27 protein-coding genes are annotated in these 26,698 nt (G+C 64.8%); 16 read left to right on the top strand and 11 right to left on the bottom strand.

Going from position 1 to position 26,698, the window contains the following annotated elements; translation table 11 throughout:
• Positions 1-21: 21 nt before the first annotated feature.
• From ACSMXN_RS24170 to ACSMXN_RS24160, 3 genes are all read right to left on the bottom strand, one after another.
• Positions 22-285: a hypothetical protein gene (locus ACSMXN_RS24170; protein ID WP_022915832.1), complete on the bottom strand. Its 264-nt coding sequence runs from the start codon at positions 283-285 to the stop codon at positions 22-24.
• 124 nt (positions 286-409) lie between these two features.
• Complete coding sequence (locus ACSMXN_RS24165; RefSeq protein ID WP_022915833.1) at positions 410-973, bottom strand: hypothetical protein; 564 nt, start codon at positions 971-973, stop codon at positions 410-412.
• A 75-nt stretch (positions 974-1,048) separates the two neighbouring features.
• Positions 1,049-2,257 carry an ATP-binding protein gene (locus tag ACSMXN_RS24160; protein ID WP_022915834.1) on the bottom strand — a complete coding sequence of 403 codons (1,209 nt, stop codon included), beginning with the start codon at positions 2,255-2,257 and terminating at the stop codon, positions 1,049-1,051.
• Positions 2,258-2,413: 156 nt separating this feature from the next.
• On the opposite strand from ACSMXN_RS24160, the gene ACSMXN_RS24155 reads away from it, so the two are divergent.
• Entirely contained in the window at positions 2,414-3,337 is a 924-nt protein-coding gene (locus ACSMXN_RS24155) for a hypothetical protein (RefSeq protein ID WP_022915835.1), read from the top strand.
• 119 nt (positions 3,338-3,456) lie between these two features.
• Positions 3,457-4,830 (top strand): hypothetical protein, encoded by a 1,374-nt coding sequence (locus ACSMXN_RS24150; RefSeq protein ID WP_022915836.1) that lies wholly within the window; start codon positions 3,457-3,459, stop codon positions 4,828-4,830.
• 36 nt (positions 4,831-4,866) lie between these two features.
• On the opposite strand, the gene ACSMXN_RS24145 is transcribed toward ACSMXN_RS24150, so the two are convergent.
• Entirely contained in the window at positions 4,867-5,346 is a 480-nt protein-coding gene (locus tag ACSMXN_RS24145) for a MarR family transcriptional regulator (protein WP_022915837.1), read from the bottom strand.
• A gap of 196 nt (positions 5,347-5,542) precedes the next feature.
• Here ACSMXN_RS24145 and ACSMXN_RS24140 point away from each other — a divergent pair, with 196 nt between their 5' ends.
• Together ACSMXN_RS24140 and serA are read left to right on the top strand one after the other, a co-directional pair.
• Positions 5,543-5,923 carry a GlsB/YeaQ/YmgE family stress response membrane protein gene (locus ACSMXN_RS24140; protein ID WP_022915838.1) on the top strand — a complete coding sequence of 127 codons (381 nt, stop codon included), beginning with the start codon at positions 5,543-5,545 and terminating at the stop codon, positions 5,921-5,923.
• Between the two features lie 132 nt (positions 5,924-6,055).
• The gene (serA, locus tag ACSMXN_RS24135; protein WP_022915839.1) at positions 6,056-7,267 is read left to right on the top strand and encodes a phosphoglycerate dehydrogenase; all 1,212 of its coding nucleotides are present in this window, start codon (positions 6,056-6,058) and stop codon (positions 7,265-7,267) included.
• 99 nt (positions 7,268-7,366) lie between these two features.
• Here serA and ACSMXN_RS24130 read toward each other — a convergent pair whose 3' ends face one another.
• Positions 7,367-8,293, bottom strand: coding sequence for an LLM class F420-dependent oxidoreductase (locus tag ACSMXN_RS24130; protein ID WP_022915840.1), 927 nt, complete (start codon positions 8,291-8,293; stop codon positions 7,367-7,369).
• A gap of 104 nt (positions 8,294-8,397) precedes the next feature.
• On the opposite strand from ACSMXN_RS24130, the gene ACSMXN_RS24125 reads away from it, so the two are divergent.
• From ACSMXN_RS24125 to ACSMXN_RS24110, 4 genes are all read left to right on the top strand, one after another.
• Entirely contained in the window at positions 8,398-8,745 is a 348-nt protein-coding gene (locus ACSMXN_RS24125) for a YciI family protein (RefSeq protein ID WP_022915841.1), read from the top strand.
• A gap of 77 nt (positions 8,746-8,822) precedes the next feature.
• Positions 8,823-10,043 (top strand): RNA polymerase sigma factor, encoded by a 1,221-nt coding sequence (locus tag ACSMXN_RS24120; RefSeq protein WP_027140055.1) that lies wholly within the window; start codon positions 8,823-8,825, stop codon positions 10,041-10,043.
• Between the two features lie 541 nt (positions 10,044-10,584).
• Positions 10,585-10,842: a hypothetical protein gene (locus ACSMXN_RS24115; protein WP_155958591.1), complete on the top strand. Its 258-nt coding sequence runs from the start codon at positions 10,585-10,587 to the stop codon at positions 10,840-10,842.
• A 108-nt stretch (positions 10,843-10,950) separates the two neighbouring features.
• Entirely contained in the window at positions 10,951-12,852 is a 1,902-nt protein-coding gene (locus ACSMXN_RS24110) for an acyl-CoA dehydrogenase (RefSeq protein ID WP_022915844.1), read from the top strand.
• Between the two features lie 71 nt (positions 12,853-12,923).
• On the opposite strand, the gene ACSMXN_RS24105 is transcribed toward ACSMXN_RS24110, so the two are convergent.
• Entirely contained in the window at positions 12,924-13,058 is a 135-nt protein-coding gene (locus ACSMXN_RS24105) for a hypothetical protein (RefSeq protein WP_022915845.1), read from the bottom strand.
• 285 nt (positions 13,059-13,343) lie between these two features.
• Here ACSMXN_RS24105 and ACSMXN_RS24100 point away from each other — a divergent pair, with 285 nt between their 5' ends.
• Positions 13,344-13,832, top strand: coding sequence for a glutathione peroxidase (locus ACSMXN_RS24100; protein ID WP_022915846.1), 489 nt, complete (start codon positions 13,344-13,346; stop codon positions 13,830-13,832).
• A 39-nt stretch (positions 13,833-13,871) separates the two neighbouring features.
• Here the strand turns inward: ACSMXN_RS24100 and ACSMXN_RS24095 are convergent, their stop codons facing one another.
• From ACSMXN_RS24095 to ACSMXN_RS24085, 3 genes are all read right to left on the bottom strand, one after another.
• Positions 13,872-15,374: a dihydrolipoamide acetyltransferase family protein gene (locus ACSMXN_RS24095; RefSeq protein WP_027140056.1), complete on the bottom strand. Its 1,503-nt coding sequence runs from the start codon at positions 15,372-15,374 to the stop codon at positions 13,872-13,874.
• Between the two features lie 61 nt (positions 15,375-15,435).
• Positions 15,436-16,431 carry an alpha-ketoacid dehydrogenase subunit beta gene (locus ACSMXN_RS24090; RefSeq protein WP_022915848.1) on the bottom strand — a complete coding sequence of 332 codons (996 nt, stop codon included), beginning with the start codon at positions 16,429-16,431 and terminating at the stop codon, positions 15,436-15,438.
• Positions 16,431-17,558 carry a thiamine pyrophosphate-dependent dehydrogenase E1 component subunit alpha gene (locus ACSMXN_RS24085; RefSeq protein ID WP_022915849.1) on the bottom strand — a complete coding sequence of 376 codons (1,128 nt, stop codon included), beginning with the start codon at positions 17,556-17,558 and terminating at the stop codon, positions 16,431-16,433. The genes ACSMXN_RS24090 and ACSMXN_RS24085 overlap by 1 nt, the downstream gene beginning before the upstream one ends.
• A gap of 251 nt (positions 17,559-17,809) precedes the next feature.
• Between ACSMXN_RS24085 and ACSMXN_RS24080 the strand changes: the two genes are divergently transcribed.
• From ACSMXN_RS24080 to ACSMXN_RS24070, 3 genes are all read left to right on the top strand, one after another.
• Positions 17,810-18,139: a PadR family transcriptional regulator gene (locus tag ACSMXN_RS24080; protein ID WP_022915850.1), complete on the top strand. Its 330-nt coding sequence runs from the start codon at positions 17,810-17,812 to the stop codon at positions 18,137-18,139.
• Positions 18,139-19,272, top strand: coding sequence for a hypothetical protein (locus ACSMXN_RS24075; RefSeq protein ID WP_455407652.1), 1,134 nt, complete (start codon positions 18,139-18,141; stop codon positions 19,270-19,272). The genes ACSMXN_RS24080 and ACSMXN_RS24075 overlap by 1 nt, the downstream gene beginning before the upstream one ends.
• A 102-nt stretch (positions 19,273-19,374) precedes the next feature.
• Entirely contained in the window at positions 19,375-21,015 is a 1,641-nt protein-coding gene (locus tag ACSMXN_RS24070) for a purple acid phosphatase family protein (RefSeq protein ID WP_022916007.1), read from the top strand.
• A 57-nt stretch (positions 21,016-21,072) separates the two neighbouring features.
• Here ACSMXN_RS24070 and ACSMXN_RS24065 read toward each other — a convergent pair whose 3' ends face one another.
• Entirely contained in the window at positions 21,073-21,540 is a 468-nt protein-coding gene (locus ACSMXN_RS24065; RefSeq protein WP_022916008.1) for a hypothetical protein, read from the bottom strand.
• 22 nt (positions 21,541-21,562) lie between these two features.
• Between ACSMXN_RS24065 and ACSMXN_RS24060 the strand changes: the two genes are divergently transcribed.
• The 3 genes from ACSMXN_RS24060 to ACSMXN_RS24050 all read left to right on the top strand — a co-directional run bounded on the left by ACSMXN_RS24060 (position 21,563) and on the right by ACSMXN_RS24050 (position 23,795).
• The gene (locus ACSMXN_RS24060; protein ID WP_022916009.1) at positions 21,563-22,168 is read left to right on the top strand and encodes an NADPH-dependent FMN reductase; all 606 of its coding nucleotides are present in this window, start codon (positions 21,563-21,565) and stop codon (positions 22,166-22,168) included.
• Positions 22,169-22,267: 99 nt separating this feature from the next.
• Positions 22,268-22,642, top strand: a complete 375-nt coding sequence (locus tag ACSMXN_RS24055) for a hypothetical protein (RefSeq protein ID WP_027140080.1) — start codon at positions 22,268-22,270, stop codon at positions 22,640-22,642.
• A 28-nt stretch (positions 22,643-22,670) separates the two neighbouring features.
• Complete coding sequence (locus tag ACSMXN_RS24050) at positions 22,671-23,795, top strand: aminotransferase class I/II-fold pyridoxal phosphate-dependent enzyme (RefSeq protein ID WP_022916011.1); 1,125 nt, start codon at positions 22,671-22,673, stop codon at positions 23,793-23,795.
• 79 nt (positions 23,796-23,874) lie between these two features.
• Here ACSMXN_RS24050 and ACSMXN_RS24045 read toward each other — a convergent pair whose 3' ends face one another.
• Positions 23,875-25,968 (bottom strand): AAA family ATPase, encoded by a 2,094-nt coding sequence (locus tag ACSMXN_RS24045; RefSeq protein WP_022916012.1) that lies wholly within the window; start codon positions 25,966-25,968, stop codon positions 23,875-23,877.
• A gap of 57 nt (positions 25,969-26,025) precedes the next feature.
• On the opposite strand from ACSMXN_RS24045, the gene ACSMXN_RS24040 reads away from it, so the two are divergent.
• On the top strand, positions 26,026-26,691 hold the full coding sequence (locus ACSMXN_RS24040; RefSeq protein ID WP_022916013.1) for a hypothetical protein: 666 nt from the start codon (positions 26,026-26,028) through the stop codon (positions 26,689-26,691).
• Positions 26,692-26,698: the final 7 nt, after the last annotated feature.

Raw genomic sequence — 26,698 nt, 5'->3', positions numbered from 1 at the left:
AATCCCCGAAGCGAAAAAGGGTCAGCGCGGCCAGTTGAGAGTGGGTGCCAACGCGAGCAGACCCACGCCAGCGGCTAGCGCGAGAAACATCAATACCGACAGCAGCACGATCACGTCCATGAACGGATCGCGGACGGAAGCGGCGTTAGCTTTGGCCGCTCGTCGTGCCCGCCACGCGTCGGCGGCACGAGTCGTAACTGGCACAACGGCGCGCGTCGTTGCCGGCGCGGCGGCAGGCTGCCGGTTGCTCGTTGCCGTCCTGGACGGTGCGGACGTGATGGCCACAAGTTCGGTCTACGCCTCGTGAGCGAGATTCGCGACCTCAATTCAGAATCGAAATAATGCCGAGACCATTCGGACCGCAAAAATTCACCAAAGGGTTATTTCGTAACCTCTGGAGACGCTCAGCTCAGAGGCCGGCACGCATCCTGATCGCTTGTACCTCGGCTATGCCGGCACGAAGCCCGTACAGCTGGTCAGCAACCTCGTCAGTGAGCCGACGCAACCGCGGCTCATCGAGTTCGGTGGCGAATTGCCATGCGGTACCGCGTACTTCGGCCGCCGACCGACTGAGCTCAGCGACCGCGAAACGCAATGGCCCGAGGACGCCGGCAGCGACGTCGGGATTGGGTTCGGCCGCCAGCAAGGCCAGCCGTCGGTCGGTTAGTGCCGCCGTCCGGGTGAGATCGGTTGACAGATTTCGCAACACGAGCGGAGCGTCCACCTCAGCCAGTACGCGACCGGTCGCCGTGACTGAATCGAAGAGCGTGACGCGCAGCCGACCGATCTCGCGGCCTGGGCGATGGGTCGCTGTCGCGGCCCGGACCATTAATGCCCCGCGGTTGAACATCCGTGATCGGCGAACCCGGCGGACCGTCAGCCAGATGCCGAGAATTCCGAGCCCCACGACGCATGCAAACGTCGCCATCAGGCTCAGCAGCACCAGAACCATTCCCTCGAGCACCCCGACCACCGCCTTCTCATTCGGACACCCATCACGGTACGGTCGTCGCGGCCCCGGGGCCAAGCTCTTCGCAGAGCGCCGTTCTCAGGCAGGCGCCTCGGTCGATTGCGCTCGTAAGTAGCCTCCGAAGTGCGGCACCGAGAACGCGATGCTGCCTCGTTCAGCCGAATAGATCAGGCCCTTCTTCATAAGCGCATCGCGCGCGGGCGAGAGCGACTGGGGCTTGCGCCCAAGAAGCTCAGCCACTGCGGCAGTCGAGACCGCTGCGCCGCTGTCTGCGCTTTCAGCCTCGGCGGCGGCCGCCATGCCGCGCAGGTACTCCCGTTCAGCCGGCGTCGCTCGCTCGTAGCGCGAGCCGAAGAATCCCACCGCGAGTTCTGCCGATGCCTCCGGGCTCGCGACTTCGACGTCGGCAGCCGAGATTGGGTTTCGCGGGGCCGCATCCCAAACCGCCTTGCCGTAAGCCTGGATGAAATAGGGGTAACCGGCTGTGACTGCGTACATCGCCTCGAGGGCTTCGTCGGTGAATTCGGCATCCTCTTCGCGCGCGGGCGTCTGCAACGCCTGGTCGGCGGCAGTGCGGTCGAGACGGTCGATGCGTGCGTAGGAGAAAAGCCGTTCGCTGTACGACTTGCTCGCGCTGAGCACTGCGGGCAGATGTGGCAATCCGGCCCCCACCACGACAAGGGGCAGTCCGTTTTGGCTCAGCTCGTGGCAGGCCGCGCACAACGCTGACACATCGACGGGGCTGAGGTCCTGCATCTCGTCGATGAAGAGCGCGATTCCGCGCCCATTGTCGGCAGCGAGTCCTGCCGCGTCTGAGAACAGTTCGACGAGGTCGATCTCGATATCACCCGAGTCGGCCCGTCCCGGCACTGCGGGAGCCTCGATACCCGGGTGCCACCGGTCTCGCAGCTTGGTTTCGGTCGGCGCCTTGAGCGCGAAGGATTTCAGCACGCCAAGCACGTGCCGGGTGCTCTCGCCGTCGGTGCCGCCGAGTTCGCGAACGGCGAGATGCAATGCGGCCGCAAGTGGTCGCCGCACGCTCTGATCGGGACGGGCCTCGAGTTTGCCCGTTCCCCAGCCTGCGCGCACGGCGGCGGACCGGAGGGAGTTCAGCAAAACCGTCTTGCCGACCCCGCGGAGTCCGGTTAGCACGATCGAGCGCTCGGCTCGACCTCGCGCGATCCGTTCGAGCACGACGTCGAACGCCGCGAGCTCTGCCGTTCGGCCCGCAAGCTCAGGCGGACGTCGACCGGCACCTGGCGCGTACGGATTGCGGATCGGGTCCATGATCGGACTTTATCGGCTTCTCTAGCTCTCACCTTAGACATCCTGATATTGCCCGAGAGCGTGTCGCTACGCGGAGGGGTACCGAGAAAACTCACGCAAAGTCGTTACCTGACTACGTAGCGTTTCGTTAAGTCCCGGTAGAGAGGGAGGTGAGTCATGACAATCGCGACGATGCGCATCGCTCGGCGGCTTGCGCTGCTGGTCGGCGCTTTCGCCGCGTTCTGGCTCATCTCGCTTCTGAGCCATTCTGCGATCGCTCACGCCAGCGGGCTGTCAGACCACCCGAGATCGGGCTCCGGGCACGTTGGGTCGCTGGTAGCAAAAGCCGCAAGAAGCAACGGACCGGTCAAGCCAGCCGCGCTCGGACAGCGGCACGGCCGCCAGATTGCGCAGCCGCACGCGACCACGCGCCAGGCCGTTCAACACCAGTCGAGCAAGCACCAGGCCGTCCAGCCGAAAGCGCCGGTATCAGTCGCCAAGATTGCCATGCCGGCGACAAGGCTGGTACGCGCGGCAGTTTCGACGAGTCCGGTGCCTGTCGCGGGTGAACTCGTGAATCCCGTCCTGAACGCGGTTGAGGCAACGGCCTCGGCGACTGATACTTTGCTCGGCCAGACCGTGGGTGCGATCGTCCCCGTGTTACCGCCGGTCGTGACGGCGAACCCGACCCTGCCGAGCGATCCGTCTGTTGTTGTCTCGGATCATCGGGTGCCCAGCACTGCGCTCGCCACCGTCGCTGGGCAAGCTGGCGCTGGGTCGGCGATGACCGCCGTCACGACTTGGACGGACTTGGCGATCGGGCTGGTGGCACAACGGGCCGCCGATCGCCCGCTGGGCAGCCAAGCCGAGCTCACATCCACGCCTTCCCCCGTTAGCTCGCCCGTGCCGTCGGCACCCTCGGCCCCGACCGAACCCGACCACAATGGCATCGCAACGTCTAGCGCGGCCGGCGCGAGCGCCGGCGACATCGTCGCGGCATTTGTCAGCTCTCCGCCGCATCTTTGCGGCTTGACCGTTCACCAGACCGATGACTTCACCGGTGGTGGCGCGCTAGACGATCCAACCTTCTCGCCCGACTAGTTCGCGGGTCGCTGCTTCAAACCCACGCTTCGGCGGGTTGCGGCGGCAGACGCGCACGTCGGCCACGGGACGTCCCGTGGTTCGAATTCAGTCGGAACCTCAGAGAAGGAATCACAGTCATGAACTGTTGGATCAAGCGTGGCTTACAAGGCTCAATGCTCATCGGCGGACTTTGGCTCGTCGGCGCCGGAATTGCCTCGGCAGAAGATCTCCCGCAAACCGCCGACACGGCAATCAACTCGGTTGTCGGTTCAGGCGCTCTCGGCTCGTCGGTCGATGCGCCCGTTGCCGCCTCGGTGAATGTCACCGGCAACTCCATCGGCGTCCTCGGCAACGCTGTTACGCCGCCGGCGACTACCTCCAGTGCGGCCAGCACTCCGGCGGCGGCTGGTCCGGCCAGCGTCCACGCCCCGGTGTCTGCCCCGGTGGGTGTCACCGGCAACTCGATTTCGGTGCTCGGCGGTAGCTCCGCTGGTGCTGCATCGGCTGGTTCAGCATCCCCGGCGGGCTCAGCAGAGCCAGCGGGTACGGCAGGTGGCTCGGCCTCCTCGAACCCGGCCAGCCCGGCCGTTGCTGCGCCGGTTGCCGCCCCGGTGACCGTCTCTGGAAATGCGATCTCCGTGCTCGGGCGGGGAGCGACAAGCTCAGCTGCCAACTCCGACGAACCAGCTGGCACCCCGGCGGCAGGCTCGGCCGGTACGTCGAGTGCGGGGACTGGAAGTACGGCCGACGCGCCTGTGACGGCACCTGTTCTGGTGTGCGGCAACGCGGTAGGAAACGCATCAGCCAGTTGTCAGACGGCTGCATCCGCAGGTAGTCCCGCTGCCGGAGCCTCGACAGCAGACGCTCCGGTGACCGCTCCGGTCACGGCATCGGGTAACGCGGTCGGAATACTCGGAAGCGCCAACTCGACGTCATCGGCCTCGGGCAACGATCCGGCCACCGGCAGTGCCACGACGACAGGCTCGACTACAGGCTCGACTACAGGCTCGAACGACGACGGCGTTTCAGCTCCGGTGAATGCTCCGGTCACGGCCTGCGGCAACGCGGTCGGCAACGCTTCGGCAGCTTGCGGTGTCTCGCCTGCAGCCCAGGCGGCCCCCGCACCGGGAACGGCAATCACCGCGCCCATCACAGCCCCGGTCACCGCATGCGGCAACGCGATCGGTCTTTTGGGTGGCGCCAGCACGTCCTGCGGAGTCGCGACTGACGCGCCAGGAGTCCCGACGACACCGGTGACGCCTGGCACGCCGGTCACGCCCATCGTGTCGCAGACGCCCCAGGGTGCCACCGATGTCCCGCAGGACGTTGTCGTAGACGCGGCGGTGGACGCTGGTCCGGGCACCGGTGAAGCAACCCTGTCTGCAGACGAGAGTTTGCTGGCCAGCACCGGAGCATCGGTTGGTGCGGGTATGGCGATCGCGCTGATCTGTTTGCTCCTGGGTGTCCTGCTACTCGGCAGCAGCCGCAAGTCAGATCGCGTAGTCAGCTAGCTCGGGCCCAACGATCGACTGCCCACCCTGGCGGGGTCAGCTTCGCCGGGGTGGCAGGTCGATGTTTGCCGTCGTCTCGAGCATGACGTCGCCGATCTCGCCCATCACCTTGATCTGCTCGGGCGTGAGCCGATCTATCAGGTATTTGCGAACCGTCGCCACATGGCCGGGCGCTGCTGCGGCAACGACTTCGAAGCCGGCGTCGGTCAGTTCGGCGACTTGACCGCGTTTGTCGGTCTCGCATTCGACTCGACGTACCCAGCCGCGCTCTTCCAACCGGGCCACGGCGTGCGACAGGCGGCTCCGTGACGATCGGGTGTCGCCGGCGAGCTCGCTCATTCGCATGGCACGGTCGGGATGTTCCGAGAGGGGCACCAGAACCTCGTAGTAGGCATGCGACAGACCACTGTCTGCGTGCAGTTCGCGATCCAGAACGTCGACGAGGGATCGGAAACCCGCGATGAATGATCGCCACGCGGGCCCTTCCTCACTGTTCAGCCATCGTGGTTCGGTCATCTCACGCCTGTTCATGTGGGTACCCGCGGCCGCGCGGTGGATGTGAAGCTTGTCTACGAATCTAGTTTGTCGGCGCTCAACCCGCAGCAGGAATAATGATCACCAAGGCCCCGGAAGTATCGCGTTGCGGCCACCGCGTCGGACAACCGGGCACGTGTCCCAACAACATCGCCGGCGCACAAGCTGGTGTGGGAACGTGGCGATCGAACCTGTCGTTCACATATCAGGTCCAGTAGGCGTATCCATCGGCAGCTCGAGACACGGCAAGCAGATGGCCACCGGACAGAAAGGGCAGACGATCGCAATGTGGAACCTTCTCAGCTTTATCTTGCTCGGCTTGGTGGCAGGCGCGATTGCGAGGCTGCTGGTGCCAGGGCGGCATTCCCTGGGCCTGATCTTGACGGCCGTGCTCGGCATGGTCGGGTCATTCGTCGGCGGCTTCATCGGCTATCTGATCGGCCACGACAAGGGTGAGGGCGGCTTGCAGGTCAGCGGCATCTTCGGGTCGGTGGTCGGGGCAGTCATCGTCCTCGCCATCTACCAGCGACTGAACCGCAAGAAGCTGGCGCGGCGCTGATCCGGACCCGATCCGGACCTGATCGCTGCCGACCGTCACGGCGATAAATGGCCAGTGGCGGACCCGTAGACTGGTGACAGGTCCGGGCAGGCCGCTCGGATTCGCCCTAGACGCTCGCCGCGAGGTACTCAAGTGCATCCCAAAACAGTTCGTGTTCTGCTGCTGGAGCAGATCCATCCGGACGCGGTGGAGCTTCTCCAATCGCAGGGCTATGACGTCACCTCGCTCAGTCATGCTCTCGACGAGGATGAGCTCATCGAAGCGATCGCGGACGTCCAACTGCTCGGCATTCGGTCGAAGACCAATGTCACAGACAGGGTCCTGGCGGCGGCGCCCAACCTGCTGGCCATCGGTGCGTTCTGCATCGGTACCAATCAGATCGACCTGGTGTCTGCCACCAGCCACGGTGTCACCGTGTTCAACGCGCCGTTCTCCAACACCCGTAGCGTCGTCGAGCTCGCAATCGCTGAGCTGATTTCGCTGACTCGGCGGCTGTCGGAGAAGAACGCCATGATGCACGCGGGCACCTGGGACAAGTCCGCTGACGGCGCACATGAGATTCGTGGTCGCACGCTGGGCATCGTTGGCTACGGCAACATCGGTACCCAACTCTCGGTCCTCGCCGAAAACCTCGGCATGCGGGTGCTGTTCTACGACACGTCCGATCGGTTGGCGCTCGGCAACGCTCAGCGCAGCGCGTCCTTGAAAGAACTGCTGCACGACTCGGACGTCGTGACCTTGCACGTCGACGGCCGGCCGGAGAACAAGAACATTTTCGGTGAGGCCGAGTTCGCCGCAATGCGAGACGGCAGCATCTTCCTCAATCTTTCGCGCGGTTTCGTAGTCGACTACGCGGCGTTGCGGACGCACATCGAATCAGGGCACATCGTCGGCGCGGCGGTCGATGTCTTCCCGGTCGAGCCGAAGGGACGCGGTGACGAGTTCGTTTCCGAGTTGCGTGGCCTGCCGAACGTCATCCTGACGCCGCACATCGGTGGTTCGACCGAAGAAGCGCAACTAGACATCGGCCAGTTCGTCGCGAACAAGTTCGTGGCCTTCCTCGGCGAGGGTTCGACCGCGTTGAGCGTCAACCTGCCCGGCCTCGATCTGCCACGTCGTCAGGACACCCTGCGCATGGTGCACTTGCACCGCAACGTGCCTGGCGTCCTCGCGCGCATCAACGGGTTGCTCGCCGAGCATCACGTCAATGTCGAGGCACAGCTGCTGGGCACCCGTGGCGAACTCGGCTACGTGGTGACCGACAGCGCGAGCGGAGTAACCCAGGCGATCGTGGACGAGATCCGTGCGATGCCGGAGACAATCCGGCTCCGCGTCGTCTTCTAGCTACTCCCGCCGACCCATCACCGAATCGTGTAACGCTCGGCATCTCTACGGTGCCGAGCGTTACACGATTCGGTGCGCGGTGGGTTCGGAATGGTGGAGTCAGAACTGACTCAGGACGGACGAGGCAAGCAGCTCGAGGTGATCGAGATCTGCCAAATCCATCACCTGCAGGTAGACCCTCGTGACGCCGATATCGGTGTAGCTGCCGATCTTGTCGACGATCTCGGCGGGGCTTCCGGCCAACCCGTTGCGGCGCAGCTCATCCGGCTCACGTCCGATGGCCGCCGCGCGTCGCTCGAACTCGGCGGCGTCCTTACCCGCACACACCGTCTGCGCGACGGAATACGTCATTTCCTCCGCCGGACGCCCGGCCTCGGTGACAGCAAGCCGCACCCGATCAAATACCTCGCCCGAGCGGGCGACCGAGGAGAATCCGACGTTGTACTCAGCGGCGTAGCGCGCGGCGAGCGCGGCAGAACGCCGCTTGCCCGAGCCCCCGAGAATGATCGGCAACCGCGCCTGAACGGGCTTGGGACGGCCGGGTGAACCCTCGATCGTGTAATGCTCGCCGGCAAAGTCATAAGTCTGGTCAGCCGGCGTCTGCCACAGACCGTCGATGATCTGCACCTGCTCGCTGAGTAGGCCGAAGCGGTCGGCCAGCGCCGGGAACGGCAAGCCATACGCGCGGTGCTCCGCCTCGAACCACCCGGCGCCGAGGCCGAGCTCGACCCGACCGCCGCTCATCTGATCAACGCCAGCCACCGTAACCGCGAGCGGCCCTGGGTGCCGGAAGGTAACTGGTGTCACGAGGGTGCCGAGCCGAATGCGGCTGGTCTCGCGCGCGAGACCAGCGAGGGTCGTCCAAGCGTCCGTCGAACCAGGCAAACCTGGATCCGCACCCATATGCAGGTAGTGATCGGACCGAAAAAATGCGTCAAAGCCAAGATCCTCGGTCGCCTTGGCCACGGCAAGCAGGTCGTCATAAGTCCCGCCCTGCTGCGGTTCGGTGAAAATGCGGAGCTTCATGTCGCCAGGCTACTGATCAATGTTGTCGATTCGGATGGCGACCGTTCGTCGGTTTGATGAAACGATCCACACGTGTCTAGTGGCACCGACCTTAGGAGACTGGCATGGCGCAGTACCTCATCCTCATCTACGAAGACGAAGCCGGCTACGCGAGCGCGACACCGGACGTAATGCAGGAGGTCATGGAGGCTCACAATCGATTCGCGGTCCAGGTAGGCGAGGTCGGCGGCAAGCTGCTCGGCGGCAACGCGCTGCAGCCGACCGTGACTGCGACAACCATCCGCGGCGATGTGGTCACCGATGGCCCGTTTGCCGAGACCAAAGAGGCCCTCGGCGGTTACTACTTGGTCGACGCTGCTGACCTCGATCAGGCCCTCGCGATCGCGAAGCTCTGCCCTGCTCGCTTCGGCGGCGTCGAGGTCAGGCCGATCATGGAGTTCCCGCCTCAGTGACCGAATCGGCCGATCACCGTCCGGACGCCGACGTCCGGGCGGTGCTCGCCCAAGCGCACCGAGACGAGTGGGCGCGGGTGCTTGCTTCGATCGTTCGGGTGGCGGGCAGCATCGATCTCGCCGAGGAATGCACGCAGGACGCCTTCGTCATGGCGTTGCAGACGTGGGAACGCGACGGTGTGCCGAGAAACCCGGGCGCGTGGCTGACTACGACGGCCCGCCGCAAGGTCCTCGACGCACATCGACGCGAGCACACGCTGCGTGCGAAGTTGCCGCTGCTGATCGAGCCAGATGGCGACGCGCTTTCAACCGGGGATGCTGCTTCAGCAGGCAGCGCGTCTTCGGGAGGCGGTGTGGCTGAGATGGGCCTCGAGGACGAGCGGCTGCGGCTGATTTTCACCTGTTGCCACCCGGCCCTGGCCCGAGAAGCGCAGGTCGCCCTGACCCTGCGTCTGTTGTGCGGCCTGACCACGGCCGAGATTGCCAGGGCTTTTCTGGTGTCCGAGCCGACGATGGCGGCGCGTGTCACGCGTGCCAAGAAGAAGATTGCGGTAGCGCGGATTCCGTATCGGGTGCCGTCGTCCCACGAGCTTCCCGATCGACTCGACGCGGTGCTGACCGTCCTGCACCTGCTCTTCACCACCGGCTACACCGCGCCGTCCGGCGACGATCTGACCCGGCCCGAGCTCGTCGATCGTGCCATGTCGCTGGCTCGCATGCTCGCGGGTTTGATGCCGGACGAGGCCGAGGTACACGGGTTGCTGGCTCTGATGCTGGTTACCGATGCGCGCAGGCCCGGACGAACCGACGCTGGCGGCAATCTGGTGCTGCTGGCAGATCAGGATCGAACCCGGTGGGATCGGGCCGCCATCGACGAGGGCCACTTGCTCGTGGTCGGCGCCCTTCGCCACGGCGGGTTGCCAGGTCGGTTTGCGCTGCAAGCGGCCATCAGTTCCTTGCACGCCGAAGCTCCTAGCTACTTCGAAACCGACTGGCCACAAATCGTCGGTCTCTATGACCTCTTGCTGACCCGCTGGCCCTCGCCGGTTGTCTCGCTCAACCGCGCAGTGGCCGTGGCGATGTCGCTGGGTCCGGCCGCTGGTCTCGATGCGATTGAGGCGATCGCCGGGTTGTCGAGCTTGGCCTCGTATCACTACCTGCCCGCGGCTCGCGCCGATTTTCTCCGCCAGCTCGGACGGAACGACGAGGCCAAGCAGGCTTACCAGGCAGCGCTCGATCTCTGTGAAAACTCGGCCGAGCAGCTGTTCCTGCGGCGCAGACTGGCCGAGCTGGACTGACTCGGCGAGTGTTGAGTTGCACTGAGATTGCGCCGCAAAATCGCACCGGCGCAATCGGAGTTGCAACGGCGCAAACAGCGGTTGCATCCGCGCAATCTCGCCCGCGAAGGAGAGTTGCATCGGCGCAAGGGCGAGTTCGAGGGTGTCCGATTGTCGAACGAGCTGCTCGACGCCTGTGCCAGCCCTTTGACAGGCCCGCAACTGGGGTGGTTCGGGCCCACCTTGGCGGTACCCGGACCCCGGTCCTCGTCCGTAGAGAAGTGCCGGTTGAGTTCTAATCGTACCGGGTGCCCGCGGCCACGCCAGCATCTGCCGGACCCGCGGTGTTGCTTCGTCGCCGGATGAGTGCGTAAGTCCGATGGCCCGGCCTCCGCCGTTTGCCCAGTGGCGCCGCGCCGGGCCGACCCCCCGTCCAGGCACGTGCCCAGGGCGCTGTAACTCGCCGGTCATCAACAAAATAACTGCCCGCAACACCCGGACTACTCGCGACTCGAGAACTGCCCGGTTGCTGCGGCTGACACACGACGGCGACATTGAGGCGATGTGGATTCGGTTCTACAAGTCGTTCAACTACGACTCCGAGCTGAAGGCGCGCCCCGACGCAGTGCTCCAGCAACGGCTGATGACCACCGACGGCTGGCGGCCACACGTGTGCGTCCCCCTCGAACACGACATCACAGCTGTTGTTGGCGCGCCGCTGCAACCAGGCGCAATCCGGGTGCAACTCAACGGCGAGATTTTGTCTGATCTGGCCCTTATCCCGTGCCTTCGAAGGCTGATGCCCGATCTGCCCGTTTAGATATTCGTCATCAGACTCTCCTTGCGGCGGTTACTCACCGGTAATATAGTGGTCGTTACCAGTGAGTAACTTACTGAGCGCAGCGCCCGAATCAGGGAGAGATCGTCGATGGGCCACTACAAATCGAATCTGCGAGATATCGAGTTCAACTTGTTCGAAGTGTTCGGAACTGGCGACAAGCTCGGGACCGGGCCTTTCGCCGACATCGACGCCGATACAGCTCGCACCGTGCTGGCCGAGGTCCGCGCGCTGGCTGAAGGTCCGCTCGCGGAGTCCTACGTCGATGCCGATCGAAATCCGCCGGTCTTCGACCCGGCCACGAACTCGGTGACGATGCCCGAGTCGTTCAAGCGGTCGTATCAGATCTGGCAGGACGCAGAATGGTGGCGCCTGGAATCGACCCCCGCCTACGGCGGTACGCTCGCGCCCCGCTCTCTCGTGTGGTCGATGGCCGAGATGGTGCTCGGCGCGAACCCGGCGATCTGGATGTTCAACTGTGGGCCCGCCTTCGCGAACGTCATCCACGAGGTCGGCACGGACGCCCAGCAGCAGGTCGGCCAGCTGATCATCGACAAGCGCTGGGGCACGACGATGGTGCTGACCGAGCCCGAGGCCGGTTCTGATGTAGGCGCCGGCCGCACCAAGGCCATCAAGCAGGACGACGGAACGTGGCATATCGAGGGCGTAAAGCGGTTCATCACGTCCGCAGAGCACGATCTGAGCGAGAACATCGTGCACTTCGTGCTCGCTCGTCCCGAAGGTGGCGCGCCAGGAACCAAGGGCCTGTCGCTCTTTCTGGTGCCCAAGTACGAGTTCGACTGGGCTACCGGCGAGCTCGGCGAGCGCAACGGTGCGCTGGTCACCAACGTCGAGCACAAGATGGGTTTGAAAGTCTCGACAACGTGCGAGATCACCTTCGGCGACAAGCGCCCGGCGAAGGGCTGGCTCCTCGGCGACGTGCATGACGGTATTGCGCAGATGTTCAAGGTCATCGAGCACGCGCGCATGATGGTCGGGACGAAGGCGTATTCCGAGCTCTCAGCGGGTTACCTGGCCGCGCTCGAGTACGCCAAGACCCGCGTTCAGTCCGCTGATCTGACCCGGACATCGGACAAGACAGCTCCGCGGGTCACGATCATCAACCACCCAGAAGTTCGCCGCCAGCTCATGACCCAGAAGGCCTACGCAGAGGGATTGCGCGCGCTGGCCCTCTACACCGCGAGCGTGCAGGACCGCATCCAGATGGCCGACTTCGAACACGCCGCGGCTGCTGGTGCGGCGGCGGACGGCGAAGATTCCGGCGCAGCGACTGTTGAAGTGTCGGTCGATGTGCGCCTGAACGACCTGCTGCTGCCGATCGTCAAGGGAGTCAGCTCGGAGCGCTCTTACGAACAGCTCGGGCAGGCGCTGCAGGTGTTCGGCGGTTCCGGCTTCTTGCAGGATTACCCGCTCGAGCAGTACATCCGCGACAACAAGATCGACTCGTTGTATGAGGGTACGACTGCGATTCAGGGTCAGGATTTCTTTTTCCGCAAGATCGTGCGCGACAAGGGGGTCGCGCTAGGCGCGTTGTCTGCTGAGATCCAATCGTTCCTTGATTCGATTGCAGACGAAGGCCGGCTCAAGCTCGAACGCGAGGCGGTCAGCCGGGCCCTTGCTGAGGTCGCCGCGATGGTAAAGGCGATGACCGCTCAGTTGGCGTCGGCGGCCGAGGACGAACGCAACGTCTACAAGGTCGGGTTGAACACGACCCGGTTGCTGATGTCTTGTGGCGATCTTGCGATCGGCTGGTTGCTGCTGCGGCAGGCTTCGATCGCGCTGCACAACCTCGACGATGCGGGCCAGCAGGCTGCCTCGACCTCGATCGCCGCCGACCGATCGTTCTACGAAGGCAAGCTCGCGGTGGCGAAGTTCTTCTCGGCGGTTGTCCTGCCGGAGCTGGTCGCTCGTCGCAAAGTGGTGGAAGGTACCGACCTCGCCGTGATGGACGTGGCCGAAACCGCCTTCTAACGCACGAATCGTGTAACGCTCGGCACCGATACGGTGCCGAGCGTTACACGATTCGAGGGTTTTGCTGTTGCTTAGCGGTTGCCGAGGTTCTGCCGAGCGGCAAGTGCGATCAGCTCGCTACGCATCGCGGGCGAGGCTGAGTCGAGTGCGCGCTCGAACTGGCGAACGTTGCGGCGGCTGCGGAGCTTCTGCTTGATGTTGGTCATGATGTTTCTCCCCTTGGTAAAAGCCCGTCTGGCCGGGCTCTCTAGTGACGTCGCTGTCTCATCGGGGCCGGCTCATTGAACGATCAAACGTCTAGCTTCGTTCGACAAACCGGGTACTACGGCCTCGATCTATTAACTACTTTACGCCGACTGCCTAACAGATCAATTTATTAAGTCAACATGTGGTTAACGCCACGCACTCTGGGATCATTCCAAAGAGAGGTGAGACGGGCGTCACCGATCAGAGCCTGCCCAGCCGACGAACGCGGTGCCTAAGGTGGACACATGAGCCTTCTCGATATCGATATTGCTGGGCTGACGGACGCGAGCGCCAACCTCGCCCCTCAGCCAGGCGTTACCACCCTCATCGTCAACGTGGCCTCCAAATGCGGACTGACGCCGCAGTACGAGGGTCTCGAGCGACTGCAGGAGCGCTTCGCCGGTCAGGGTTTCACCGTCCTCGGCGTGCCCTGTAACCAGTTCGCCGGGCAAGAACCGGGCACGAGCGAAGAGATTGCCGAATTCTGTTCCGCGACCTACGGCGTCACCTTTCCGCTGACGGAGAAGGTCGACGTCAACGGCGCGGGGCGGCATCCGCTGTACAAAGAGCTCGTCGAGGTCCCAGATGCATCGGGTTACACCGGTGACATCCGCTGGAACTTCGAGAAGTTCTTGATCGGGCCGTCTGGCGAGGTAGTGGCACGGTTCGACCCCCGGACCGAGCCAGAGGACGCATCTGTCGTTACTGCGATCGAAGCCTCGCTACCGATCTGAGCCGGTCACCGATCTGGGCCGCCTACCGATCTGAGCCGGTTACAGCACCGCCAGGCCCGGATCGCGGAGTATCGCGGCGACGTCGGCAAGAAATTGTGAACCCTGCTGACCGTCCACCGAGCGGTGATCGAATGACACCGCGAGCTGGGTAATCCAGCGCGGCTCGATGCGTTCAGCTGCGCCCGTGCCCACCACCCAGGGCTGTCGACGTATCGAGCCGAGCGCCAGGATCGCTGCCTCGCCAGGGTTGATGATCGGGGTGCCGGTGTCGACCCCGAAGACGCCGACATTCGTGATCGTGAATGTTCCTCCGCTCATGTCCGCAGGTGGCGTCTTGCCCGAGCGAGCGATGTCGGTGAGCGACGCGATGGCCTCGGCAAGTTCGAGCAGCGACATCGTCTCGGCGCCCTTGATATTGGGCACGATAAGACCTCGATCGGTCGCGGCGGCGATGCCGAGGTTGACGTAGTGCTTGACGATGATCTCGGCGGCAGCCTCGTCCCATGTCGAATTGATGATCGGCGTCCGGTTCGCGGCCCACAACACCGCACGGGCGACGAAGAGCAGCGGCGACACCTTCACGTTCTGGAACTCGCGCCGCGCGGCAACGCGATCTCGCAGCTCCATCATTTCCGATACGTCCACCGTGATGAACTCGGTGACGTGCGGAGCTGTGAACGCCGAGCTGACCATGGCGGCGGCCGTGTGCTTGCGCACGCCCTTGATGGCAATCCGCGTCTCGCGCGCACCGGTGGGGACATTCTCGGGTCGGCGGCCATCCGCAGGCTTCGCGGTTGCGACTGGGCTCTTCGAGGCCTCTTCGACGTCGATCCGTGAAATCGAGCCGTTCGGGCCGGTCGCGATGACGCTGGTCAGGTCAACGCCAAGGCTCTTGGCCAGTTTGCGCACCGGCGGCTTGGCGAGCACGGCATGCGCCGGCCGCACGACTGCGTTGGCAGCGTGCGCGCCCGGAGTCACGCCGAACACGTCGTTGGCGCTCGGCGCGGGCGAGACGTCGGGCTGGGAGCGCTTACGACGACGGCCTCGCTCGCCAGACACTCCGTAACCGACCAGCACAGCCTGTCGGCCGTTGTCGGCGGCGCTCGACCCAGCGCTAACCGATCCGTTGACTGATCCGTTGGCCGATCCGCTAGTCGAACTAGGTTGTGAAGCGTCGTCACCAGAGTCGAGGCCGCCGTCTGCGGGCGGGGTGGGCACCAAGTCCTCACCAGCACTGCCTGCCGTAGGCGCACCCGGCGAAGTCAGGGTCGCGCCGGTCGCGGTCGGGAGATCGCCACTGCCAACCTTGATGCTCACGATGGGCTGGCCGACGTCGACTGTCGCGCCTTCTTCGAAGAAGATTTCCTCAATCGTCCCGGCAAAAGGACAGGGCAGTTCTACGGCGGCTTTAGCCGTCTCGACCTCGACCAGGGTCTGGTTGACGACCACCGTGTCACCGACCTTGACGTCCCAGCGCAGGATGTCCGCCTCGGTCAGGCCCTCGCCGATATCAGGCAGCTTGAATTGTTTGAGTTCAGCCATCGATGCGTCCTTGCTCATTGGTACGTAGCGAATTGGTAGGTAGCTAATCGATACGTGCGAGTCAGTACGAGAATGTGCGGTCGACCGCGTCGAGGATGCGGTCGACGTCTGGCAACCACTCCTCTTCGATCCGACTCGCTGGGTACGGGGTATCGAAACCGCCCACCCGCAGCACTGGTGCTTCGAGGGAGTAGAAGGCCCGCTCTTGAACCCGAGCAGCGATCTCGGCTCCCATGCCCAGCGTCACCGAGGCCTCGTGTACGACCACGAGGCGTCCCGTCTTCTGCACCGAAGCCACCACGGTGTCGGTATCGATTGGCGAGAGCGAGCGAAGATCGATTACCTCGATGTCGCGGCCATCTTCGGTCGCAGCCTTGGCAGCATCGAGCGCGGTGGCAACCATCGGGCCGTATGCGACGAGCGTTGCGTCGGTGCCGGGCCGGGCCACGCGGGCCTTGTGCAGGCCCAAGGCCACCGAGTCATCGGAGCTGAAGCCCGCGCTCACGTCGACCTCGCCCTTGCCCCAGTATCGGCGCTTCGGCTCGAAGAACACGATCGGATCATCGGAGGCAATCGACTGCCGGAGCATGAGGTAGGCATCAGCCGGGTTCGAGCACGTCACCACTTTCAGTCCCGCTGTGTGGGCGAAGTAGGCCTCGGGCGATTCCGAATGGTGCTCGACGGCACCGATGCCACCGCCGTACGGGATTCGGATCGTGATCGGCATCCGCACCTGACCGAGTGACCGGTTATGCATCTTCGCGACCTGGCTGACGATCTGATCGAAGGCTGGGTAGACGAAGCCGTCGAACTGAATTTCGCACACTGGTCGGTAGCCACGGATCGCCAAGCCAACCGCAGAGCCGATGATGCCCGACTCGCCAAGCGGAGAGTCGATGACGCGGTCCTCGCCAAAGTCCTTCTGCAGGCCATCGGTGATGCGGAAAACGCCACCGAGCTTGCCGACGTCCATGCCCATGATGACGACCTTGTCGTCGGCTTCGAGTCGCTCGCGCAGAGCGGAGTTCAGAGCGCCGGCCATCGTCAAGGTTGCCATCAGCGATCAGCCCCGCTCACCGATTCGAACGAAGCCAGGTAGTCGGCGTAGTCCTCGCGCTGTTCAGACAATTCGTCGGTGATTTCGACGTAGACGTTGTCGAAGACGGACAGCGGGCCAGGGTCCTCGAGCGCCCGGCAGGCATCACGAATACGCAGCGCCAACTCCTCCGATTCCGCCTCGATGGCGTCGAAGAAGCTCTGCTCGACGCCGGCCTCGCGAATCAGGTAAGCCCGGACGCGCTCGATGGGGTCGCGAAGCTTCCATTTCTCCAGTTCTTCGTTGAGGCGATAGCGGGTCGGATCGTCCGATGTCGTGTGTGCGCCCATCCGGTAGGTGAACGCCTCGATCAGGGTCGGTCCTTGGCCTGAGCGGGCTTCGTTCAGCGCCATCCGGCTCACCGCAAGACAGGCCAGCACGTCGTTGCCGTCGATCCGAATACCGGGGAAACCGAAACCGGAAGCGCGCTGGAAGAGTGGCACCCGGGTCTGTCGCTCGACCGGCTCCGAGATCGCCCACTGGTTGTTCTGGCAGTAGAAGACCACCGGCAAATTCGCGGCCGCGGCCCAGATGAAGGCCTCGTTGACGTCGCCCTGGCTGGAGGCTCCGTCGCCGAAGAAGGTCAGGACGGCAGTATCGCGTGCAGGCTCACCAGTGCCGACCGCGCCATCGCGGGCCACCCCCATCGCATAGCCGACTGCGTGCAGAGTCTGTGCGCCGAGCACGATCGTGTAGAGGTTGAAGTTGTTCTCGTTCGGATTCCAGCCGCCGAGGCTGACGCCGCGGAACATGCCGAGCAAGGTCACCGGATCGACATCGCGGCACCAGGCCACGCCGTGCTCTCGGTAGGTCGGAAACGCCATGTCCTGCGTTCGAAGGGCACGCCCAGCACCGACCTGCGCCGCTTCTTGACCAAGGCAGGAGGCCCAGAGGCCGAGCTCGCCCTGGCGTTGGAGTGCGGTCGCTTCGCCATCGAATCGGCGTACCAACACGAGATCTCGGTAGAGCGACTTGATCTCGTCGTCGGTGATCTCGAGCGGGAAGTCAGGATGGTCGACCCGCACGCCCTCGGGGGTCAGAAGCTGAACCAAATCCGGCTCCGGCGGGACGTGCCCGTGCAACGTCATCTTCGCTCCTCGCGTCTCGAGCACCGTTCGCGGGATCGCCGCCGGGTGCTGCCTTTGCGTCTGATGCTCTCAGTTCGCGGTTGGCGGCGCCCCAGGGGTGACGGATCGACGCTGACCGCTACAGCTCATAGTGGCATGAGTTTCCACGTCGCGGGCGTTAAACGCGATTCGACAGCGCGCGTTGTAACTAGTGCGAAACACGCCGTACTACGCTCTTGATGGTACTGCGGATTGCGTAGTACCCTCCTCGCATGGACAGCACCCAGCTCCTCAAGGGAGTACTCGATCTTGCCGTGCTGGCGGTACTGCGCGATGAGGACGGCTACGGCTATGACATCGTCCGGCGACTGCGCACCGCCGGGATGGACGAAATCGGCGACGCCTCGGTGTACGGCACCCTGCGGCGGCTCTTTCAAGCCGGTTCGCTCACGACTTATGTGGTACCGAGCGAAGAGGGTCCGCACCGTAAGTACTACGCCCTGAACAAGGCCGGTCGAGGGCAGCTCGAGCTTTCGAGCAAGGTCTGGCGCGAATTCGCGTTGTCGATGGACAAGCTTCTGGACGGAAAGGCAGCCGCCTGATGAGCGTGCCAGCGACCACTACTTCGACGGTCGAGATCGAGGAATATTACGAGCGGGTACGAAACGCGCTGGCGGGCCTCGCTCCCGAAACTCGCGATGACCTGCTGGAGGACCTGCCCGACCATCTCGCCGAAGTTCATGCCGAACTCAGCGCGGAGTTCGGCGAGACGACCGAGGGGCGTACGTCGTTGCGCGACCGGCTGGGCGAACCGGAGATCTACGCGACCGAATTGCTGGCCGCGGCGGGCCTCGAGCCGGATCTCTCCGGCCCCGCACCGGCAACGGCCCGCATCGCGACGGTGCAGGTCACCCTCGGTCGCTGGCTGACTCGGGCCGCTGACGCCGCAGACCGACTCGATCACCGCGCCGGACGCTTCTTCGCCTACCCGCGGTTGACCGACCTGTTCCGTGCGGTACGTCCTGGCTGGTGGGTGTTACGCGGCTGGATCGTGGCGCAGTTCCTCTCCGGCGCCCACAACCGTGACACCTGGCACGGGTTCGTCCCGAGTCTGGGCGGCAATTCGCTGGTGGGCTTCGTCCTGACCGTCGTGCTCGTGGCCGCTTCGGTCTGGCTCGGCAGGCGATCGCTGAGATTTGCGCGCTGGGCACGCCGCGCGACGGTTGCGGCCAGCGTCATCATCGCCGTCTGGGGCATAGCTGTGCTTGCCAACAACGTGGGCGGTACGGCCTACGCCTACAGCGGGCCGCCGGACGCCTACTCATCGCCGTATGCGAACGTCGGCGACATCTACGTCTATGACCAGGACGGCAAGCCGGTCAACGGCGCGCGGCTGTTCGATCAGAGTGGCAACCCGATCCAGCTCGGGAACACCTATTGCAGCAACGGTGAGATCGCGCCTGGGACCGGGCCGGACGGCCAGAACCAGACCTGGACGTACCCGCTCTGTCCGAGTGACACCGGCCCATTCCGAGCTGGGCCGGGTCCAGTCACGCCAGCCAGCGGTACGGCGGGAGCCAGCGGTACGGCGGGAGTCAGCGGTACGGCGGGAGCCAGCGGTACGGCGGCGGGACTCAGCGGTACGGCGGGAGCAAGCGGGAAAACGCCAAGCGGCCCCGCTGACAAAGTGACCCCAAAGCCCTCGGGCAAAGTGACGGTCAAACCGACGTCCTAATACCGGCAATTCGCCGCATGATGTGCAGATCGTGTTCACCTCAGTTTCGGTTGCGCCTCCTAATTTCTCTGGGAGTAAGGCCATGCCGATTCAGGAGGATCTGTGAACGACGAAGCAAGCGTCAACGACCAAACGTCCGAGTCATCTGATGATCAGTCCCGCCATGGTTTGAGCCGCCGACACGCGCTCGGTCTGTTCGGAACGGTTGGTGCCGCGGTGGCAGCTACGCCGTTGCTCGGCAGCACAGCAGCTTCAGCGAGCACCGCAAGTGACGAGGCGGTCGGCAGCACGGCCTTTCACCCCACTCCCGGTTCGAGCGGCACCGGACCCGTCCAGGGACTGCACCTCACCTTCGGAGCGGACCCGACGCGAGAAATGGTCGTCTCCTGGTTGACAGATACGGCGGTCGCGAACCCGCGCGTCATGTACGGCACGCTCGACCACGGCTTCGGCTCGTCTGCGAAAGCGAGCAGCGAACAGTACGTTGACGGCGCGTCCGGTCGGGTCGTTTACGTCCATCACGCGCGGCTGCGCAGCCTGCGCCCGAACACCGACTACATCTATGCGGCTCAGCACGACGGCGCCGGCCCCGATTCCGGCTCGTTCCGGACCGCACCATCCGGCCGGGCCCCCTTCACCTTCACCAGCTTCGGTGATCAGTCCGCTCCCCAGGTCACGTGGGCTGCCGACGGCACGGTGGCGCTGGATGCCAACTCGACGCCCGCGACCAAGGACATCGTTACCGGCATCGAGAAGGTCGCACCGCTGTTTCATCTGCTCAACGGCGACCTCTGCTACGCCAACCTCGATGTGGACCGGGTGCGCACCTGGAACAATTTCTTCACCAACAACACCCGCTCGACCCGGTTCCGACCGTGGATGCCGGCGGCGGGCAACCACGAGATCGAAAAGGCCAACGGCCCGATCGGACTGGGCGCGTACCAGACGTACTTCCAGCTTCCATCGACTGACACCGACGCCGAGGTCGACAATCTCTGGTACGCCTTCACCGTCGGCTCAGTGCGCGTCGTCGTGTTGCAGAACGACGACATCGCGCTGCAGGACGGCGGGGACGTGTACATCCACGGGTACTCAGGCGGCCGGCAGCTTGCGTTCCTGGAACGGGAGCTGAAGAAAGCGAGATCATCGAAGGACATCGACTGGATCGTTGTCGCGATGCACCAGGTCATGATCAGTTCTTCAGACGCCAATGGTGCCGATCTCGGACTGCGCCAGGCGTACGGGCCGCTCTTCGACAAATACTCCGTCGACCTCGTGGTCTGCGGCCACGAGCACAACTACGAACGCTCGCTCGCCGTACGCGGAGTGGTGCCGGGCAGCGAGACGCTGACCCCGAACCCGGCCTCACACGCGACCGAGGTCATCGACACGTCGATGGGCACCGTCCACATGATTCTCGGTGGCGGCGGTGTCTCGGGCACCACCAACCAGGCCTTCTTCAAGGACGGTACGGCGAAGGTGATCACCGCGGTGTCGGCTACCGCCGGTTCGAACGGCAAGCGCACGTCGACCTACGTGAAGGAACAAGCGGTGTGGACGGGTGTTCGCGACCTCGAACACCCCTACGGTTTCGCGGCGTTCACTGTCGACCCGGGGCGGCACGCCGGTGACCTGACCAGCCTGCACGTCACGTATTACAACGTGAACAAGCCGCACGGAGAGCTTTCGGTGTTCGAGCAGTTCACGTTGCAGCGGCGGCGATCAGACGCACCGCATCGTTGATCCGGGCAGCCGGGCTCTGTTCCAGGGTTATTCGTTCAGGGGTTATTCGTTCCGGGGTTATTCGGTGGCGAGCGCGACCATGAACTGACCACCACCAGGCTGCACCGACGCGCTGATCGATAGTTGCGGGGCAAGGCGGGAGAACCGGTCGACCAGCCAATCCGCGGTGTCGGCAGCGTCCTGCTCGCTCGGGCAGCGTGCGACGACCTCGCGGCCGCCCTTGCGGCTGAGCCGCTCGGCAACGCCGATGAGCGGGGCCGGATCGGAAACGAAGAGCCGATTCGGCCAGGGGACCACCGGCTTGATGGCACCCTTCTTGGTGTTGCAGCCGCGGTGGGCCAGGCGCTCCCCCGTCGGATCACTGTTGCCCTTGGCTCGGCCGGTCTTGCCGGACTTCGGGGTGGCGGTCAGGCTGTCGACGCTTGGCCCGCGAGCGTCGTTGACCGACATCTGCGGATCCACAGGCTCATCGCAGAGCCAGCACAGCCAGCCATCGCGGTCGGCAATTTCCTCGAGTCGGGTCATGGCGTCACGTTAGCCTGCTCAAGTGAGTGCTGATGGCGATCCTGCTGGTCCGACCACGCCGACCGCGACAGTGCGCATCCTGCTGGTCTGTGGCAGCCTGCGAGCGGGATCGACCAACGAGGCTGTGTTGCGAACGGCAGCCGAATTGACCGAATCGCCCGGCAACGGTGACGAGGCGGTGGCCGCCGTCGCGATGGCGCTCTATCCGGGGTTGGCCGACCTGCCGCATTTCAACCCCGACGATGACCGTGATCCCTTGCCGGGTTCGGTCACCGAGTTGCGTAGGGCGCTCGGGTCCTGCGAGGCGGTGTTGTTCTGCACGCCCGAGTACGCGGGCGCGCTACCGGGGTCCTTCAAAAACCTGCTCGATTGGACGATCGGCGGCGGCGAGATGTACGGCAAGCCAGTCGGCTGGATCAATGCCTCAGCCGGCGGCGGTGCCCAGAACGCGCACGCATCGCTGCGAATCGTGCTCGGCTACGCCGGAACGACCATCGTTGAGGACGCCTGTACCGCGATTCCCGTCGGGCGTCCTGACGTCGGCGAGGACGGTCTGGTCCACTCGCCGGCGATTCGCGAGCGCATCGCCGATACCGTGCGGGCTCTGGCCGCGGCCGCGCGTGCTTGATCTGGCGGTGCCGATAGGCCAGTGCCTGGCGGTGCCGATGGGCGAGTGCCTGGCGGTGCCGGTAAGCCAGTTCTCAGCCTGACTCGGTACTTTGATTCGATGGAAGAAAATCGGGCCAGAAGAGTTACCGACGCATTGAGAGCACGGGGAATCAACGCCCAGATGGCCCGCGCCGGTGTGTACCAATTTGGCATTCAGGTCTCGCTCGGCGACGGCAGGGAGGCGATCTGGGACACCGACGGCACCGCCGAGTTGGAAGCCAACGTCATGCGCGACGGCGTTCTGGTCGGCTTCGTGCCGGTGATCGACGGTTCGGACGACTTCGATGACGAGCAAACGATCGATGCGATTGCGCGCACCGACTACGACAAGCCGATTGCCCGCCAGCGAGCAACGGTCCCGCCACCGAGCACCCCGCTGGCGCCCCAAGGTGGAGTGTTCCGCCGGTTCCTCGACGGGTTCCGGTACAAGTAGCGAACCGCGGAACGGAGTCCAAAGACCGATGCTTCCTGACTTCCGCCTCGAGACGTACTTCTCCAAGTGGGAGTTTCGCGCTCGGTATCACCTGACTGCCTCCGATGCTCAGACCATGCCGGTGTCCGAACTGCTCGAACTCGCCGATGAAGACGGCCGCGCGCGCTGGGAGACGCTGGATCTCGGCTACACCGAAACCTACGGACTGCTGGCGCTCCGAGAGGCGATCGCAGCTACCTACGACGGCTTGTCCGCCGAGGACGTGCTCTGCTTCGCGGGCGCCGAAGAGGCTCTGTATTTGGCCATGCAGGTTCTGCTCGATCCTGGTGACCATGCCGTCGTGATCACGCCCAACTACCAGGCGGCCGAGACCGTGCCCAGTTCGATCTGTGAGGTCACCGGGGTGGCGCTGCGGCCGGCTGCCGGTTGGACGTTGGACGTCGACGAGGTCGCGGCTGCGCTCCGCCCGACGACCCGACTGGTCTCGGTCAACTTTCCGAACAACCCGACCGGCGCGGTGCCCGACCCGCAGAGCTGGCGACGACTCGCAGAATTGTGCGATGACCGGGGCATCCACCTCTTCAGCGACGAGGTCTACCGCGGGCTGGAGCAGCACCCGAGTCGGCCGCTGGCGCAAGCCGCCGATTTGTCGTCCGCGGCCCTCTCGCTGAACGTGATGTCCAAGGCTTATGGACTGCCAGGACTCCGCATCGGCTGGATCGCATGCCGCGACCGGAGCGTCCTTGATCGTCTGGAACGGGCCAAGCACTACACCTCGATCTGCAACGCGGCACCGAGCGAGGTGTTGGCGCTCATCGCGCTACGAGCACGCGAGCGGATCTTGGACCGAAATCGACAGATAATCGCCGACAACCTGCCTGTCTTTGACGAGTTCTTCGCCCGCCACGCTGACACGTTCGAATGGCAACCGCCCCAAGGCGGTTGCGTGGCCTATCCGCGGTATCTCGGCGCTGATGGCGTTGAAGCCATGTGCGCAAGCCTCGTCGACCAGGCTGGCGTGCTGTTGCTGCCAGCCAGCGTCTACCGCTCCGAGTTGACCTCGACGCCGACCGATCGGTTTCGGATCGGGGTCGGCCGACGGGATCCGAAAGCCGCGCTCGACGCGTGGGATGCCTGGCTCGCGGTTCGCTGACCCCGCAAACCCCTCGAATCGTGTAACGCTCGGCATCGATGCGGTGCCGAGCGTTACACGATTCGCCGAAAAAGGGGGGTTAGGCGAGCTCGGGCGGCAGCGGTTGCTGGTGGACCACGGCCAACCGGGAAACCGCTCTCGTCCACGCCACGTACAACCGACGCAACCCGGCGACCCGGTTCGGCTCGGCCGCAACGATCTCGGCCGGCTCGAGCAGCACCACCGAGTCGTATTCCAGACCCTTGGCCGCAGTGGCCGCAACGACGGTGACCCGCGACGTAGCGTCGTCGTCGAGGGATCCCGCCGCGATGCCGGCCGCCGCCAACACATCGGAAACGGCGGACACCGAACTGTCGGGCACGATCACCGCAATCGATCCCTCGATGGCCAGACAGCGGCGGACGGCGGCGACGAGGTCCGCCGAATAGGTGAGGGCATCGGCACCCGCGCGGACCGATGTCGCGGCCGGCACCTCGGCTGCGATGAACGGCAACAGCCGGTTCGCCACCGTCAGTACTTCGCCGGGCACCCGATAGCCGATCGTGAGCGGACGGACCGGAGCTTCGGGTTGACCCAGATGCGTCATCGTCGCGAGCCAGGATCCGGTCGCCCACGGAGCGGTGGCCTGCGCCTGATCGCCCAGCACGGTGACCGAGCCGATCGGGCAGCGCCGGGCCACCGCGCGGCACTGCATGGCCGACAAATCCTGGGCCTCGTCGACCACGACGTGGACGTACTGATCGTTGGCTGTGATCAGCCCGCGCAGCTCGTCCAGCAAGACGCTGTCGGCGAAGGAGTATCTCGCGGTGCGTGCCGACTTGGGGGCCTGAGGCCAGCGGAGCAATGCCAGCTCATCATCGGACAGGACCGATCCTGCACAGCGACGTGCGAATGCTTCGTCGGTGTACAGCCGGGTCAGGAGGTCACGGGGATCGATGGTCGGCCACACCTCGTCGATGAAGGCCTTGACGGCCGCCGAGCGGGCAACTTTGCGTGTCTCGGTGTCAGAAGGCGCGCCGCCGGCATCTTCGCGCTGGCGCCGGACATCCTGCGCGAGCAACATCTGCAACCGTTCGCGGGCGGAATCCCAGCGCAGCTCGCCGGCTGCCAGTGAGCGCCGGGCGTCATCGACATAGCGTTTGACCCGTTCGATCTGAATTCGGTAACGCTTGGTCCCGACGATCGCGACGACATCGTCGCTGGGCTTCTTCACGTGGCTGAAGACTGCTCGGCGCAGTACGTCTGCCATCCGGGCATCGCCTTTGAGGATCGACACCTCGACCGGTTCGTCCCGTACGGTGGGTGGTTTGGTGGGCGATTTAGTGCTCGCCCGGGCGCGGCCGTCCGCCACCAGCTCGCCGACGGTCGTTTGGGTAATGCCGCTCTCTCCGAGTGCCGGCAGCACCTGCGCGATGTAGCGCAGAAAGGCGGTGTTCGGGCCGACCACGAGGACGCCGGAGCGGCGCAGGCGCTCTGGGTAGGTGTAAAGCAGATACGCGGCGCGGTGCAGCCCTACGGCGGTCTTGCCGGTGCCGGGCGCGCCCTGAATGCACAGCGACGTGTCGAGCGTGGCTCTCACCAGCTCGTCCTGATCAGGCTGGATAGTGGCCACGATGTCACGCATCGGACCAACGCGGGGACGTTCGATCTCCTCGCGGAGGAGGTCCGATGCCAGACCGAGGTTTTCGCCGGCGTCCAGATGCTCGTCCTCGTAGGAGGTGAGCTCAGCGATTTCCGATGCCGTGGGCGTGCTGAACCCGAACCGTCGGCGCAAGGTGACGCCTTGTCGGTCCGCGGGCGTCGCCCGGTAGAAGGGGCGCGCAATCGGCGCCCGCCAGTCGATCACTACCGGATCCCCGAGATCGTCGCGCAAGTGGCGCCGACCGATGTGGAAAACCTCGACGGCCGACGTTGTTGCTGCCGCCGCTGGGGTGGGGCGACTGGGGCTGTCGGCGTCGCGATCTCGGTCGATCCGGCCGAAGAACGGCGGCGCATCGCTGTCGGAGCTGAGATATTCGATGCGGGCGGCACGCATGCGCCCAAGGCTCTCGCTCGCCAGCGCATCTACGCCGTAATCGGCAATCCGCTCGGCGTCCTTTCGCATCTGCACCAGGCAGGCTCGTGCCAATTCCAGCTGCGCCCGCTCGGACTGAAGTACTGGATCGTCGCTCACGATTGATCAACCCTAGTCGGGTGCGGCAACTGCTTTTCCTACTGTCAGACTCGGCTGGTGCAGAGTGACGACCCGCTGGTCCAGCGACTCCCGGCCCACTGGGAGAGCTGGCTCACCGTCGCGCTCGGCGCAGTGTGTTTCCCGCTCGGCGTGTACCTGCTGGTCCACGGCATCCTCGATTCGTCGCTATGGTTCGGAATCACCGGCGCGGCCGTCTGCCTGGCGAGCTTCCCGCTGCTCGCCCTTTCCGGGCGTGAAGTCCTGCGAAGGCCGCTACTTCGGACGAGCACGCTCGTCTTGCCGCGGACTTTCCACCGGTCACGGACATTGGCCCTCGGCGATATCTCCGGCGTCGGTCTGCTCTATGAAATCGGCGGCCCACGAGATGGCTGGTCGATGAGAGTGTGGACGGTGGACGGCTCGACCTATGGCGTCGACACGGTGCGTACCTATGCCCGGGGGCGCAAGCAGGGCCGCCAGCCTGCACCGCCGCCCGGAACGCCGCGCTGGCACCGGCCAAGGCTGGACTGGGGCGCGCTGGCCAAAACTGGGGCCGGCCGTGCTGTTACCGCGGTTGACCGACAGGTGCGGCTCGTTCAGGGCCCAGCTGGGCCGCTCGCCGAGTCGATGGACCAGTGTTTCGCGCCGTCCTACGGCACCTATCTCGCCTTCTGGTCGCCGGACGGCCAGGTGGGCTGGCTGGACGGGGAGAACATGCCATGATTCGAGG

This window comes from Parajatrophihabitans canadensis (assembly GCF_053764775.1).
This window is presented reverse-complemented; position numbering and strand designations above follow the sequence as displayed.

What these genes read in the sequence shown, in the direction of transcription:
- ACSMXN_RS24115 (WP_155958591.1), top strand. Translation starts at nt 10,585, where the DNA reads ATGTGGATTCGGTTCTACAAGTCGTTCAACTACGACTCCGAGCTGAAG.
- ACSMXN_RS24155 (WP_022915835.1), top strand. Translation starts at nt 2,414, where the DNA reads ATGACAATCGCGACGATGCGCATCGCTCGGCGGCTTGCGCTGCTGGTC.
- ACSMXN_RS24050 (WP_022916011.1), top strand. Translation starts at nt 22,671, where the DNA reads ATGCTTCCTGACTTCCGCCTCGAGACGTACTTCTCCAAGTGGGAGTTT.
- ACSMXN_RS24105 (WP_022915845.1), bottom strand. Translation starts at nt 13,058, where the DNA reads ATGACCAACATCAAGCAGAAGCTCCGCAGCCGCCGCAACGTTCGCCAG.
- ACSMXN_RS24130 (WP_022915840.1), bottom strand. Translation starts at nt 8,293, where the DNA reads ATGAAGCTCCGCATTTTCACCGAACCGCAGCAGGGCGGGACTTATGAC.
- ACSMXN_RS24055 (WP_027140080.1), top strand. Translation starts at nt 22,268, where the DNA reads ATGGAAGAAAATCGGGCCAGAAGAGTTACCGACGCATTGAGAGCACGG.
- ACSMXN_RS24125 (WP_022915841.1), top strand. Translation starts at nt 8,398, where the DNA reads ATGGCGCAGTACCTCATCCTCATCTACGAAGACGAAGCCGGCTACGCG.
- ACSMXN_RS24160 (WP_022915834.1), bottom strand. Translation starts at nt 2,257, where the DNA reads ATGGACCCGATCCGCAATCCGTACGCGCCAGGTGCCGGTCGACGTCCG.
- ACSMXN_RS24095 (WP_027140056.1), bottom strand. Translation starts at nt 15,374, where the DNA reads ATGGCTGAACTCAAACAATTCAAGCTGCCTGATATCGGCGAGGGCCTG.
- ACSMXN_RS24065 (WP_022916008.1), bottom strand. Translation starts at nt 21,540, where the DNA reads ATGACCCGACTCGAGGAAATTGCCGACCGCGATGGCTGGCTGTGCTGG.
- ACSMXN_RS24075 (WP_455407652.1), top strand. Translation starts at nt 18,139, where the DNA reads ATGAGCGTGCCAGCGACCACTACTTCGACGGTCGAGATCGAGGAATAT.
- ACSMXN_RS24110 (WP_022915844.1), top strand. Translation starts at nt 10,951, where the DNA reads ATGGGCCACTACAAATCGAATCTGCGAGATATCGAGTTCAACTTGTTC.
- ACSMXN_RS24090 (WP_022915848.1), bottom strand. Translation starts at nt 16,431, where the DNA reads ATGGCAACCTTGACGATGGCCGGCGCTCTGAACTCCGCTCTGCGCGAG.
- ACSMXN_RS24145 (WP_022915837.1), bottom strand. Translation starts at nt 5,346, where the DNA reads ATGACCGAACCACGATGGCTGAACAGTGAGGAAGGGCCCGCGTGGCGA.
- ACSMXN_RS24080 (WP_022915850.1), top strand. Translation starts at nt 17,810, where the DNA reads ATGGACAGCACCCAGCTCCTCAAGGGAGTACTCGATCTTGCCGTGCTG.
- ACSMXN_RS24150 (WP_022915836.1), top strand. Translation starts at nt 3,457, where the DNA reads ATGAACTGTTGGATCAAGCGTGGCTTACAAGGCTCAATGCTCATCGGC.
- ACSMXN_RS24085 (WP_022915849.1), bottom strand. Translation starts at nt 17,558, where the DNA reads ATGACGTTGCACGGGCACGTCCCGCCGGAGCCGGATTTGGTTCAGCTT.
- ACSMXN_RS24100 (WP_022915846.1), top strand. Translation starts at nt 13,344, where the DNA reads ATGAGCCTTCTCGATATCGATATTGCTGGGCTGACGGACGCGAGCGCC.